This window comes from Streptomyces sp. TM32 (assembly GCF_004122755.1).
Lineage (GTDB): Bacteria > Actinomycetota > Actinomycetes > Streptomycetales > Streptomycetaceae > Streptomyces > Streptomyces sioyaensis.
This window is the reverse complement of the sequence record NZ_SDIG01000015.1, coordinates 58,946-71,315: the sequence shown is the minus strand read 5'-3', so window position 1 is coordinate 71,315 and position 12,370 is coordinate 58,946. Positions and strand designations below refer to the sequence as shown.

The window sequence follows — 12,370 nt, the reverse complement described above, 5'->3', positions numbered from 1 at the left end:
GACCTGACCAGGGGGCCCGGGGTGGGGCCGTGGCGGGAGCAGCAGCCGGACCAGATGTGCGGATTTCGTTGCGATGCAAGTTCATAGCGACGAATTCATGCCACATCTGGCGAGACAGTCACTGGATCAGTAGAATCTCGGGGCAGGGTCGGCTGCCTGCCCCGGCCCGTCACCCGTACTCTTCGGAAGGGCCGTGATGACCTCCCCCTCGACCGGCCGGGCGCTGCCGGAGACCGAGCGCACCCGCCATCGCCGGCTGCGTGAGCAGGCCGGCCTCGACCGGGGCGCACTCGATGCCGTGCTGGCCGCCGGCTTTCTGTGCCACCTCGGTGTGGTCGTGGACGGCACACCGATGGTGGTGCCCACGGTCTACGGCGCGGACGGCGGCACGCTGTACTTCCACGGGTCGGTCGCCAGCCGCAGCCTGGTCGCCTCGCCCGGCGCGACTGTCTGTGTCACCGTGACGCACGTCGACGGGCTGGTGCTGGCCCGCTCGGTGTTCGAGCACGGCGTCAACTACCGCAGCGCGATGGTGTACGGCACTCCCCGCCCGGTCACCGACCCGGAGGAGAAGCTCGCCGGTCTGCGCTGTCTGACCGAACAAGCGGCGCCGGGGCAGTGGGACTACGCCCGGCGCCCGAGCCGCAAGGAACTCGCCGCCACGGCGCTGCTCGCCCTCTCCCTCGACGAGGCGTCCGTGAAGATCCGGACGGGACCGCCGGACGACGGGGACGGTGCGGACGCCGAACTCGGCCTGTGGGCCGGTGTACTTCCCCTGCACACCGCCTGGGGCTCCCTCGTGCCGGACCCCGCGCTCCCGGCGGACCTCGCCCCTCCCGCACATCTCGCCGACCGTGCCGCGTCCCCGGCCGGCCGCCCCGGCCCTTAGCGTGGGGGAATGGACGAGACCGGGGCGGCGCGGACACCGCCGGGTAGCGACGAGGAGGCCTTTCCGGCCTACCACGCGGCGCGGTGCGGCGGGCTCGCCGAGCTCGACGCGCAGTTGATCGGGTGCCGGGCCTGTCCCCGGCTGGTGGAATGGCGGGAGCGGACCGGCGCGCATCCGCGTGCGGCGTTCCGGGACTGGGAGTACTGGGCGCGCCCCGTCCCGGGGTTCGGGCCGCCGGACGCGGCACTGGCCGTCGTCGGGCTGGCGCCGGCCGCGCACGGCGGCAACCGCACCGGCCGGATGTTCACCGGGGACGCCTCCGGCGACTTCCTGTTCAGGGCGCTGCATGCGGTCGGCCTCGCCTCCCAGCCGAGTGCGACGCACCGGGGCGACGGCCTGGAGCTGTACGGGGTACGGGTCACCGCGCCGGTCCACTGTGCTCCGCCGGAGAACAAGCCGACGCCCACCGAGCGCCGTACCTGCCGGCCGTGGTTGTCGGCGGAGCTGGAACTCCTCGGCCCCCATCTGCGGACGGTCGTGGCGCTGGGCGCCTTCGGCTGGCAGGCGCTGCTGCCCGTACTCGGCGAGGCGGGGTGGCCGCTCCCCCGCCCCCGGCCGGCGTTCGGTCACGGCGTCCAGCTGACCCTGCCGGCCGCGGGCCGCCGACGGGAACTACAGGTGCTGGGGAGCTACCACCCCAGCCAGCGCAATACGTTCACCGGCCGGCTCACCTTCGACATGCTCGTCGAGCTGCTGGCGCGCGCCGCCGGACTCGCGGGGCTGGGACGTCCTGGCTGTTGAAGACGCCGGGGCGGGCACCGCGGGAACGCCGAGCGGCGGCCGCCGGCTACCCGACAGCGGTACGCCCCCCGGCCGGGCTCCTCACCGCGCGCCGTACACCGGCCCCGGCTCCTCCGCGGCGGCCAGCAGCCGGCGGGCGGCCCCGCCCGCCTCGGCCGGGGTCCAGCGGCTTCCCTTGTCCACGGTGGGGCCGGGGCGCCAGCCCTCCATCACCGTGATGCGGCCCGCCTCGGCCTCGAAGACCCGGCCGGTGACGCCGGCGCTGTCGGCGGAGGACAGCCAGACCACCAGCGGGGAAACGTTCTCCGGAGCCATCGCGTCGAACTCCCCGTCGGCCGGCGCCGCCATCGTCGCGGCGAAGGTCCGCTCGGTCATCCGGGTGCGGGCGGCCGGCGCGATGGCGTTGACCTGGACGCCGTAGCGGGCCATTTCGGCGGCGGCCACGAGGGTGAGGCCGATGATGCCGGCCTTGGCGGCGGAGTAGTTGCCCTGCCCGACGCTGCCCAGCAGCCCGGCGCCCGAAGCGGTGTTGAGGACGCGGGCGTCGGGCGTGCGGCCGGACTTGGCTTCGGACCGCCAGTGGGCCGCGGCGTGCCGAAGCGGGAGGAAGTGGCCCTTGAGGTGGACGCGGATGACGGCGTCCCAGTCGTCCTCGTCGAGGTTGACGAGCATCCGGTCGCGCAGGAATCCGGCGTTGTTGACCAGGGTGTCGAGGCGGCCGAAGGTGTCCAGGGCGGTGGCGACGAGGGAGGCGGCGCCGTCGGTGGTGGTGATGTCGCCGCTGTGGGCGACGGCTTGGCCGCCGTGTGCCCGGATCTCGTCGGCGACCTGCTGGGCCGGGCCGGCCGAGGCGCCGGCGCCGTCGGGAGCGACACCGAGGTCGTTCACCACGACCTGGGCTCCCTCGGCGGCGAGGGCCACCGCATGGGCCCGGCCGAGCCCCCGGCCGGCTCCCGTGACGACGACGACCCGTCCGGCGCAGATTCCGGTCATGTCAACTCTCCTCGGGGGCTTCGGTACCGGCGATCGAGGCAGGCTCGTCGGCGGCTTCACGGAAGGCGGTGGGGTGGTCGGCGGTGGGGTGGTTGACCGTGGCGGCGTCCAGGAAGGCGGGGCGCTCGCCGCCGCCGTGGACGAGCAGGCTGGCGCCGGTGAGGTACGCGGCCCGGTCGGAGGCGAGAAAGACGCAGGCGTCGCCGATCTCGGCGGGTTCGGCGAGCCGGCCGGCCGGGACGGTGGCGCCGACGGCGGCGATGCCCGCCTCGTCCCCGTAGTGCAGGGCGGAGAGTTCGGTGCGCACCATGCCGAGGACGAGGGTGTTGACGCGGACCCGGGGGGCCCACTCGACGGCCATGGAGCGGGCGAGGTTCTCCAGGCCCGCCTTGGCCGCGCCGTAGGCGGCGGTCCCGGGCGACGGGCGGGTGCCGCTGACACTGCCGATCATCAGGACCGAACCGCCGGCCGGCTGCTGCCGCATCACCTCGTAGGCGGCGAGCGAGGCGGTCAGCGGCGCGAGGAGGTTGAGCGCGACGACCCGGGCGTGCCGCTCGGCGTCGGCCTGTCCGAGCAGCCGGTACGGCGTGCCGCCGGCGTTGTTCACCAGGCAGTCCAGCCGGCCGTGCGCCGCTGCGAGCCGGTCGAAGAAGGCCCGTACGGCGTCGGGTTCGCGCAGATCGAGCGGGTGGAAACGGGCGCCGCGGCCGGCCGCCGTAACGGGGCGCTCCGGTGGCCGGCGGGCGCAGATCACAACCTCGGCACCGGCCCGCAGGAAGGCGCGGGCGATGCCGGCGCCGACGCCCCGGGTGCCGCCGGTGACCACGGCGAGCCGTCCGGACAGATCGAGGGTCAGGCTCACCCGGCACCCCTCCCGCAGCGCGCGGTCCGCTGCTAACTTCGCTACCTAACAAACGCTTGGTGGAAAGGTAGCTGATCCGCTCATGGGTGTCTCCACCTCCAGGCCGGACCACGGCATCGCCGTGATCACCGTCGACTTCCCTCCGGTCAACGCCCTTCCGGTACAGGGCTGGTACGACCTCGCCGACGCCGTACGGGCCGCCGGCCACGACCCGGACCTGCGCTGTGTCGTCCTCGCCGCCGAGGGCCGCGGCTTCAACGCCGGCGTCGACATCAAGGAGTTGCAGCGGGACGCCGCCGCCGGCGGTCATGACGCCCTGATCGGCGTCAACCGCGGCTGTGCCGAGGCGTTTTCGGCGGTCTACGCGTGCGAGGTACCGGTCGTCGCGGCGGTGCACGGCTTCTGTCTGGGCGGCGGCATCGGGCTGGTCGGGAACGCGGATGCGATCGTGGCCAGTGAGGAGGCCACCTTCGGCCTGCCCGAGCTGGACCGCGGTGCGCTCGGCGCAGCCACCCATCTGGCCCGGCTGGTCCCCCAGCATCTGATGCGCGCGCTCTACTACACCTCGCGCACCGCCACCGCCGCCGAACTCCAGGCGCACGGCTCGGTGTGGAAGGTCGTCCCGCGCGCCGGACTGCGCCGCGCCGCACTGGATCTGGCGCGGGAGATCGCCCGGAAGGACGGGAGCCTGCTCCGTCTCGCCAAGGCCGCGATCAACGGCATCGACCCCGTGGACGTCCATCGCAGTTACCGCTTCGAGCAGGGCTTCACCTTCGAGGCGAACCTCAGCGGTGTCGCCGACCGCGTCCGCGACACCTTCGGCGCACGGGCCGGCACACCGGCCGGTTCACCAGCAGAGGAAGGCCGACCGTGACCGACAAGACCATGACGCCCGAGGACGTCGTCTCCCGGCTGCGCAGCGGGATGACCCTCGGCATCGGCGGCTGGGGGGCGCGCCGTAAGCCGATGGCGCTGGTACGGGCGCTGCTGCGCTCCGACATCACCGATCTGACCGTGCTCTCGTACGGCGGTCCCGATGTCGGGCTGCTCGCCGCCGCGGGCCGGATCCGCACGCTGGTCGCGGCGTTCGTGACCCTCGACTCGATCCCCCTGGAGCCGCACTTCCGCGCGGCGCGCCAGCGTGGCGCGTTCGAGCTGCGGGAGATCGACGAGGCGATGTTCCTGTGGGGCCTGACCGCCGCCGCCCACCGGCTGCCGTTCCTCCCCGTACGGGCCGGTCTCGGCTCGGACGTCATGCGGGTCAACCCGGGCCTGCGGACGGTGACCTCGCCGTACGAGGACGGGGAGACCTTCGTCGCCGCGCCGGCGCTGCGGATGGACGCGGCGCTGGTCCATCTCAACCGTGCCGACCGGCGGGGAAACGGCCAGTACCTGGGCCCCGACCCGTACTTCGACGATCTGTTCTGCGCGGCCGCGGAGGAGGCCTACGTCTCCTGCGAGCGGCTCGTGGACGACTTCGGCACGGCCCTCCCGCAGACGCTGCTGGTCCAGCGGCACACGGTGACCGGAGTCGTCGAGACCCCGAACGGGGCGCACTTCACCTGCTGCGTCCCCGATCACCACCGTGACGAGGCCTTCCAGCGGATGTACGCGACCACGCCCTGGCCGGAGTTCGCCGAGCGGTTCCTGTCGGGGGACGAGAAGGCGTATCAGTCGGCGGTCCAGGCCTGGCACGAGGAGCAGCGGTGAGCCCGACCAGCACGGCCACCCGCGCCGAGTTCTGCGTGATCGCCTGTGCCGAGGCCTGGCGCGACAACGGGGAGGTGCTCGCCAGCCCGATGGGTCTGATCCCGTCGCTCGGCGCCCGGCTCGCCCGCCGCACGTTCTCCCCCGATCTGCTGCTGACCGACGGGGAGGCGCTGCTCGTGGGCCCGGACGGTACGGCGGAGGGCTGGCTGCCCTACCGTCGGCATCTGGCCCTGGTGACCGGCGGGAAGCGGCACGTGATGATGGGCGCGAGCCAGCTCGACCGTTTCGGCAACCAGAACATCTCCTGCATCGGCGACTGGCAGCGGCCCGACCGCCAGCTCCTCGGCGTCCGCGGCGCCCCCGTCAACACCCTCAACAATCCGGTGAGTTACTGGGTGCCGAAGCATTCGGCGCGGGTCTTCGTCGAACGGGTCGACATGATCTGCGGGGTCGGCTACGACAGCGCGGCCGCCGCCGGCCCGTCCGCGACCCGCTACCACCGCATCCCGCGGGTCGTCTCCCACCTCGGGGTCTTCGACTTCGAGACCCCGGACCACACCATGCGGCTGGTCTCCGTGCATCCGGGGGTGACGGCCGGACAGGTCCAGGAGGCAACCGGGTTCCCGCTCGCACTGCCCGACGAGGTGCCGTTCACCCGCGAGCCCACCGCCGAGGAGCTCCGGCTGATCCGTACGGAGCTCGATCCGGAGCGGCGGCGGGACCGTGAGGTGCCGTCGGCATGACGGACGACCGGATGGAGACCCGTATCGAGACCCCGCTGACCCGGCTCGTCGGGGTGCGCCATCCCCTCGTGCAGACCGGCATGGGGTGGGTGGCCGGCCCCCGGCTGGTGTCGGCCGCGGCCGAGGCGGGCGCCCTGGGGATCCTGGCCTCGGCCACCATGACCGTCGGGCAACTGCGGGCGGCGGTGCGCGAGGTCGCGTCCCGTACCGAGGCACCCTTCGGGGTCAATCTGCGGGCGGACGCGGCCGATGCGGGTGACCGGGTGCGGATCATCGTGGAGGAGGGCGTTCGGGTCGCCTCGTTCGCGCTGGCTCCCTCGCGTGAGCTGATCGCCCGGCTCAAGGACGCGGGCGTCGTCGTCATCCCGTCGGTCGGGGCCCGCCGCCATGCCGAGAAGGTCGCGGCCTGGGGCGCGGACGCGGTCATCGTGCAGGGCGGCGAGGGCGGTGGGCACACCGGGAGCGTCGCCACCAGCGTGCTGCTGCCGCAGGTGGTGGACGCGGTGGACATCCCGGTGATCGCCGCGGGCGGCTTCTTCGACGGCCGGGGGCTGATCGCGGCGCTGGCCTACGGTGCGGCCGGGATCGCCATGGGAACCCGCTTCCTGCTGACGTCAGACAGCACCGTGCCACCGGCCGTACAGGCCCGCTATCTGGCGGCCGCCGTCGGTGACATCACGGTCACCACGAAGGTGGACGGGCTGCCGCACCGGATGCTGCGCAGCGAGCTGGTCGAGGCGCTGGAGCGCTCCGGGCGCACCGCCGCGCTGCTGCACGCGGTGCGCCGGGCCGCGTCGTTCCGGAAGCTGTCCGGGCTGAGCTGGGCGCAGATGCTCCGGGACGGTCTGGCGATGAAGCACGGCAGGGACCTCTCCTGGAGCCAGGTCCTGCTCGCGGCCAACACCCCGATGCTGCTGCGGGCGTCGATGGTCGAGGGCCGTACCGACCTCGGGGTCATGGCTTCCGGACAGGTCGCGGGGGTGATCGGGGATCTGCCGTCCTGCGCGGAACTCGTCGACCGGATCATGGCCGAGGCGCGCGCGACGCTGACCGTGCTGCCGGGCCGGCAGGCGTGCTGATGCGGCTATCGGCCGAGTTGTCCTGACGCCAGGTCAGAGTCGTTCGATGATCGTGACGTTGGCCTGGCCGCCGCCCTCGCACATGGTCTGCAGCCCGAACCGGCCGCCGGTGCGCTCCAGTTCGTGCAGCAGCGTGGTCATCAGCCGGACGCCGGTCGCGCCGAGCGGATGGCCCAGGGCGATGGCGCCGCCGTTGACGTTGACCCGCTCCGGGTCGGCGCCGGTCTCCTCGATCCAGGCGAGGACGACGGGCGCGAAGGCCTCGTTGATCTCGACCAGATCGATGTCGTCGATCGACATGCCCGCCTTCTTCAGCGCGTACGCGGTCGCCGGGATCGGTGCGGACAGCATCCGGATCGGGTCCTCGCCGCGTACCGACAGATGGTGGATGCGGGCCCGCGGGGTCAGACCGTGCGCGGCCACCGCCCGCTCGGAGGCGAGGAGCAGGGCGGCCGCGCCGTCGGAGACCTGGGAGGAGACCGCCGCGGTGAGCAGGCCGCCCGGGACGACCGGCGGCAGGGCGGCCATCTTCTCCAGGGAGGTGGTGCGGCGCGGCCCCTCGTCGGCGGTGACCTCCCCGTAGGCGACGGTCTCCCGGTCGAAACGGCCCTCGTCGAGGGCGCGGACGGCCCGCTGGTGCGAACGGAGCGCGAACTCCTCCATGTCGGCGCGGGAGAGGTGCCACTTCTCGGCGATGAGTTCGGCGCCGTGGAACTGGTCGACGGGCGCGTCCCCGTAGCGGGCCCGCCAGCCCGCGGACCCGGCGAACGGGCCGTCGGTCAGCCCGAGCGGTTCGGCGGCCTGCCGGCTGGCGAAGGCGATCGGGATCTGCGACATGTTCTGCACCCCGCCCGCGACGACCAGGTCCTGGGTGCCGGAGAGCACGGCCTGGGCCGCGAAGTGCACGGCCTGCTGGGAGGAGCCGCACTGGCGGTCGACGGTGACGCCGGGCACGTGCTCGGGCAGCCCGGCGGCCAGCCAGCAGGTACGGGCGATGTCGCCGGCCTGCGGTCCCACCGCGTCCAGACAGCCGAAGACGACGTCCTCGACGGCGGCCGGATCGGCGCCGCTGCGCGCCATCAGCGCGGTCAGCACATGAGCGCCCAGATCGGCGGGGTGGACGGCCGACAGCCCGCCGCCCCTCTTCCCGACCGGGGTGCGGACCGCTTCGACGACATAGGCCTCGGGCATGGTGGTCTCCTGGGTCAGATTCTGCGGAGGCGCCGGCCGGTTGCGCAAGGCCTGCCGACGGGCGCGCTCCCTCAGGCGCGCTGGGAGCTGACGGACACCGTTTCCCCGGTCAGGTACGAGGAGTAGTCGCAGGCCAGGAAGACGATGACATTGGCGACCTCCCAGGGCTCGGCGTAGCGGCCGAACGCCTCCCGTTCGGTGAGCTCCGCCAGCAGCTCGGGGGTGGTCACCTTCACCAGATGCGGGTGCATGGCGAGGCTGGGCGCGACCGCGTTGACGCGGACGCCGTACCCGGCGGCCTCCACGGCGGCGCAGCGGGTCAGCGCCATCACGCCGGCCTTGGCCGCGGCGTAGTGGGCCTGGCCGCGCTGGGCGCGCCAGCCGACGACGGAGGCGTTGTTGACGATCACCCCGCCGCGGCCGGCCGCCTTCATCCGGCGCAGGGCGCCCCGAGTGCAGCGGAAGGTGCCGTTCAGGGTGGTGTCGAGGACCGCGCCCCACTGCGCGTCGGTCATCTCGACGAGGTCCGCGGTGCCCCCGAGTCCGGCGTTGTTGACCACGATGTCGAGGCGGCCGTGGCGCTCCTCGGCCAGCGCCAGCAGGGCGCCCACCTGGTCCTCGTCGGTGACGTCGCACGGCAGGGACGCCACCTGGCCGGCGCCGAACTCCGCGGCGAGCGCCTCGGTGCTCTCCGTCAGGCGGCGGGCATGGCTGTCGCCGATGACGATCCGGGCGCCCTCTTCCAGGAAGCGGCGGGCGGTGGCGCCGCCGATGCCGGCTCCGGCGGCCGCGGTGATGACGGCGGTCCGGCCGTCGAGCAGCCGGTGGCCGGGCACATAGGGGGGCGAGGTCATGCGCGGGCCTCCTGGGACGGGCCGGGTGCGGGCCCGGCGCGGGCGTGCCGCCGGCGCTCGGGAAGCCGGCGGGGCGGCCCTCGGCGCGGGAGCGCGGCGGCGGGGGCCTCGACGCTGTTCCTGACGGTACGTTAATCTACCAAACACTTGTTAGGGAAGGAGTGCGGATGCCCGCTGCCCGAGACGACGAGGCCCTGCCCGGCGAACGGCACGCACCACGCGCCGCCCGGCCCCTCCACGAGCCGGACGCCCGCACCGGACGGCGACCGTCCGGCCGGCCGGCGGCGGCGTGATGGACCTCGAATTCACCGCCGCGGAGCAGGAGTTCCGGGCCGCAGCCCGGGACTGGCTGACCGGCCACGTCCCCGCCGCGCCGCTGCCGTCGCTGGAGACCGCCGAGGGGTTCGCCGCCCACCGGGAGTGGGAGCGCCGGCTCGCCGCGGACCGCTGGTCGGTCGTCTCCTGGCCCGAGGAACACGGCGGCCGCGGTGCCTCGCTCCTCCAGTGGCTGATTTTCGAGGAGGAGTATTACGCGGCGGGCGCGCCGGGGCGGGTCAGCCAGAACGGCATCCACCTCCTCGCCCCGACGCTCTTCGCGCACGGCACCGACGAGCAACGCGCCCGCGTCCTTTGCCCCATGGCACGCGGCGAGGTGATCTGGGCCCAGGCCTGGTCGGAGCCGGAGGCCGGGTCGGATCTGGCGTCGCTGCGCTCGACCGCCGTACGGACCGCCGGCGGCTGGCGCCTGAGCGGGCAGAAGACCTGGTCGTCCCGGGCCGCCTTCGCCGACCGCGCCTTCGGGCTGTTCCGCAGCGATCCGCACCCCGCCCGGCCGCACCAGGGCCTGACCTATCTGATGTTCCCGCTGGACGCGCCGGGCGTGACCGTACGCCCCCTCGGCCGGCTGGACGGCAAGCCCGCCTTCGCCGAACTCTTCCTCGACGAGGTCTTCGTGCCCGACGCGGACGTCATCGGCGAGCCGGGGCAGGGCTGGCGGGTCGCGATGAGCACCGCGGGCAACGAGCGCGGCCTGACGCTGCGCAGTCCGGGCCGCTTCTCCGCGGCCGCCCAGCGGCTGGCCGCACTGTGGCGGGAGGCCCCCGAAGCGGTGGCGGGGCCGCTCGCCGACCGGGTCGCCGACGCGGTGATCGGCGCCCGCGCGTACCAACTGTTCGCCTACGCCCACGCCTCCCGGCTCGCCGCCGGGGAAGGCGGCGCCCCCGCCCGTACCGAGCCGGGAGCCGGCGGCCTCGGCGCCGCGTCGAGCCTGACCAAGGTCTTCTGGTCCGAACTGGACCTCGCCCTGCACGAGACCGCCCTGGACCTGCTCGGCCCGTCCGGCGCGCTCGCCGACGGCGCCGGGGAGGCGCCCGCGCACGGACGGTGGGCCGAGGGCTACACCTTCGCCCTCGCCGGGCCGATCTACGCCGGCACCAATGAGATCCAGCGCGACATCATCGCCGAGCGGCTGCTCGGCCTGCCGAAGGGACGCCGGTGATGCGGTTCCTCCTGAGCGATGAGCAGCGGGAGTTCGCCCGTGCGCTGGACGGCATGCTCGGGGCGGCCGGCACCCCGGCCGTGGCGCGGGCCTGGGCGGCCGGGGAGCACCGGCCGGGCCGCGAGCTGTGGGCGCGGATCGCCGAGGCGGGGGTGTTCGGGCTGGCGGTGTCCGCGCGGCACGGCGGGATGGGGCTGCTGCCCGCCGAACTCGCCGTCGCCTTCCATGAGTTGGGCCGGCATGCGGTGCCGGGGCCGCTGGTGGAGACGGTGGCGGCGGCCGCGTTCCTGGAGCGTCTCGGTGCGGACGCCGCGGCCGGGGAGTGGCTGCCGCGGATCGCCGCGGGCGAGGCCGTGGTCAGCCTGTGTGCCGAGGGCCCGTACGCCCTGGACGCGGATGCCGCCGACGCCGTCCTGGTCGTCCAGGGCGACACGGTGCGCCGTGCCGACGGCCACGGCCCCCTGCAGGCGTCCCTCGATCCGGCCCGGCGGCTGTTCCGCCCGCGCGGCGGGACGGTCCTCGCCCACGGCCCGGCGGTGGCCGCGGCCGCCGTACACGCCCTGGACCTCGCACGGCTCACCACCGCCGCGCAGTCGCTCGGCCTGGGCCGCGCGCTGCTGGCGGCGACGGTCTCCCACGTCACGCGGCGCACCCAGTTCCAGGTGCCGATCGGCTCCTTCCAGGCGGTCAAGCACCGGCTGGCCGACGCCCTCATCGGGCTGGAATTCGCCCAGCCGCTGGTTCACGGGGCGGCGCTGGCCCTGGCGGCGGGCGCGCCGTCGGCCGGCCGGGAGGTGGCCGCGGCGAAGGTCGCGGCGGGCGAGGCCGGTTACGCGGCGGCGCGGACGGCACTGCAGTTGCACGGCGCCCTCGGGTACACCCAGGAGCTGGACCTCTCGCTGTGGATCCGCAAGGCCCGCCCGCTGCGGGACGCCTGGGGCACGCCGGCCGACTGCCGCCGCCGCGTGCTGGCCGCCTGATCCGGGCCACTTGGGCCCCGGCCGCCGGCGCCGGTAGCCGCGCGGCTACCGGCGCCGGCGGTCCCGCTCGTCCAGATCGGCGAGCATGGCGTCGGCCAGATCCCGCTCCGCGGCGTAGTACCGCTGTGACCACTTCAGTACGAGGGAGGGGTAGGCCCACTCCTCCTCGGCGCGGGCGCCGTCCTCCTCGGCGCGCTGCCGCATGCTCTCCGCGTACTCCCGGTGCCTGCCCAGCACTTCGCGCATCCGGTCGGCCTCCAGCAGATGGCCGAGCCACACCCGCAGCATCACCCCGTGCTTGAGGACGGGAGGTTCCACGGGCGCCTCGCGCGCCCAGTGGCGGACCGCCGCCATCCCCTCCTCGGTGATCACATAGACCCGTTTGTCGCGATGGCCGGTCTCCTGGGCGACCCTGCGCGCGCTGACGTAGCCGGCCTTCTCCAGGCGCTTCAGCTCGCCGTAGATCTGGCTGAAGGACGGGCTCCAGTAGAAGAAGCGCAGCGAGAAGTCCGACCATTTCTTGAGGTCGTAGCCGGAGAGCTCGTCACCGAAGGAGAGCAGTCCCAGGACCGCCCAGGCGGTCGCCGGCAGCGCCGGTCGCCGCGCCTTGCCGGTGTTCACCGCACCCGCCCGCTTCTCCGTCACGGTCGGCAGTCTACGGTTGCGGATCCGTCCGGCACCTGAGGCAACTTCGCCAACTCCCCTTCCCCCGCGTCCTCCTGACGGCCCGTCGCCGCACGAGCCCGCCTTCCGGGCAGTGGCGACGGGCC

The 12,370-nt window shown here is 74.2% G+C and carries 14 protein-coding genes; 9 read left to right on the top strand and 5 right to left on the bottom strand.

The genetic code is table 11. The features are described 5' to 3' along the window. Positions 1-196: 196 nt before the first annotated feature. Together EST92_RS06045 and EST92_RS06040 are read left to right on the top strand one after the other, a co-directional pair. Complete coding sequence (locus EST92_RS06045; protein WP_129279890.1) at positions 197-889, top strand: pyridoxamine 5'-phosphate oxidase family protein; 693 nt, start codon at positions 197-199, stop codon at positions 887-889. Positions 890-898: 9 nt separating this feature from the next. Further along, positions 899-1,690: a uracil-DNA glycosylase gene (locus tag EST92_RS06040; RefSeq protein ID WP_129279889.1), complete on the top strand. Its 792-nt coding sequence runs from the start codon at positions 899-901 to the stop codon at positions 1,688-1,690. A gap of 81 nt (positions 1,691-1,771) precedes the next feature. On the opposite strand, the gene EST92_RS06035 is transcribed toward EST92_RS06040, so the two are convergent. Together EST92_RS06035 and EST92_RS06030 are read right to left on the bottom strand one after the other, a co-directional pair. After that, positions 1,772-2,683: an SDR family oxidoreductase gene (locus tag EST92_RS06035; RefSeq protein ID WP_129279888.1), complete on the bottom strand. Its 912-nt coding sequence runs from the start codon at positions 2,681-2,683 to the stop codon at positions 1,772-1,774. Position 2,684: 1 nt separating this feature from the next. Further along, positions 2,685-3,545, bottom strand: a complete 861-nt coding sequence (locus tag EST92_RS06030; RefSeq protein ID WP_129279887.1) for an SDR family oxidoreductase — start codon at positions 3,543-3,545, stop codon at positions 2,685-2,687. Between the two features lie 82 nt (positions 3,546-3,627). On the opposite strand from EST92_RS06030, the gene EST92_RS06025 reads away from it, so the two are divergent. Genes EST92_RS06025 through EST92_RS06010 form a run of 4 tightly spaced genes read left to right on the top strand, consistent with a single transcriptional unit; the run spans position 3,628 to position 7,077 of the window. Beyond that, positions 3,628-4,419: an enoyl-CoA hydratase family protein gene (locus EST92_RS06025; RefSeq protein WP_129279886.1), complete on the top strand. Its 792-nt coding sequence runs from the start codon at positions 3,628-3,630 to the stop codon at positions 4,417-4,419. Continuing rightward, on the top strand, positions 4,416-5,255 hold the full coding sequence (locus EST92_RS06020; protein ID WP_129279885.1) for a CoA-transferase: 840 nt from the start codon (positions 4,416-4,418) through the stop codon (positions 5,253-5,255). Before EST92_RS06025 ends, EST92_RS06020 begins: the two co-directional genes overlap by 4 nt. Further along, positions 5,252-5,998 (top strand): CoA-transferase, encoded by a 747-nt coding sequence (locus EST92_RS06015; RefSeq protein ID WP_129279884.1) that lies wholly within the window; start codon positions 5,252-5,254, stop codon positions 5,996-5,998. The genes EST92_RS06020 and EST92_RS06015 overlap by 4 nt, the downstream gene beginning before the upstream one ends. A gap of 23 nt (positions 5,999-6,021) precedes the next feature. Next, the gene (locus tag EST92_RS06010; RefSeq protein WP_129279898.1) at positions 6,022-7,077 is read left to right on the top strand and encodes a nitronate monooxygenase; all 1,056 of its coding nucleotides are present in this window, start codon (positions 6,022-6,024) and stop codon (positions 7,075-7,077) included. A gap of 33 nt (positions 7,078-7,110) precedes the next feature. Here the strand turns inward: EST92_RS06010 and EST92_RS06005 are convergent, their stop codons facing one another. Together EST92_RS06005 and EST92_RS06000 are read right to left on the bottom strand one after the other, a co-directional pair. Continuing rightward, positions 7,111-8,268, bottom strand: coding sequence for an acetyl-CoA C-acetyltransferase (locus EST92_RS06005; protein ID WP_129279883.1), 1,158 nt, complete (start codon positions 8,266-8,268; stop codon positions 7,111-7,113). A 71-nt stretch (positions 8,269-8,339) separates the two neighbouring features. Then, positions 8,340-9,122, bottom strand: a complete 783-nt coding sequence (locus tag EST92_RS06000) for an SDR family oxidoreductase (protein WP_129279882.1) — start codon at positions 9,120-9,122, stop codon at positions 8,340-8,342. Positions 9,123-9,289: 167 nt separating this feature from the next. Between EST92_RS06000 and EST92_RS32540 the strand changes: the two genes are divergently transcribed. From EST92_RS32540 to EST92_RS05990, 3 genes are read left to right on the top strand one after another with little or no spacing between them, the layout of a single operon-like run. Further along, a complete protein-coding gene (locus EST92_RS32540) occupies positions 9,290-9,415 on the top strand; it encodes a hypothetical protein (protein WP_275540843.1) in 126 nt (41 codons plus the stop codon). Further along, positions 9,415-10,620 (top strand): acyl-CoA dehydrogenase family protein, encoded by a 1,206-nt coding sequence (locus tag EST92_RS05995; protein ID WP_129279881.1) that lies wholly within the window; start codon positions 9,415-9,417, stop codon positions 10,618-10,620. The genes EST92_RS32540 and EST92_RS05995 overlap by 1 nt, the downstream gene beginning before the upstream one ends. Then, the gene (locus EST92_RS05990; protein WP_129279880.1) at positions 10,620-11,600 is read left to right on the top strand and encodes an acyl-CoA dehydrogenase family protein; all 981 of its coding nucleotides are present in this window, start codon (positions 10,620-10,622) and stop codon (positions 11,598-11,600) included. The genes EST92_RS05995 and EST92_RS05990 overlap by 1 nt, the downstream gene beginning before the upstream one ends. Positions 11,601-11,645: 45 nt before the next feature. On the opposite strand, the gene EST92_RS05985 is transcribed toward EST92_RS05990, so the two are convergent. Next, entirely contained in the window at positions 11,646-12,245 is a 600-nt protein-coding gene (locus tag EST92_RS05985) for a PadR family transcriptional regulator (RefSeq protein WP_254068552.1), read from the bottom strand. Positions 12,246-12,370 lie beyond the last annotated feature (125 nt).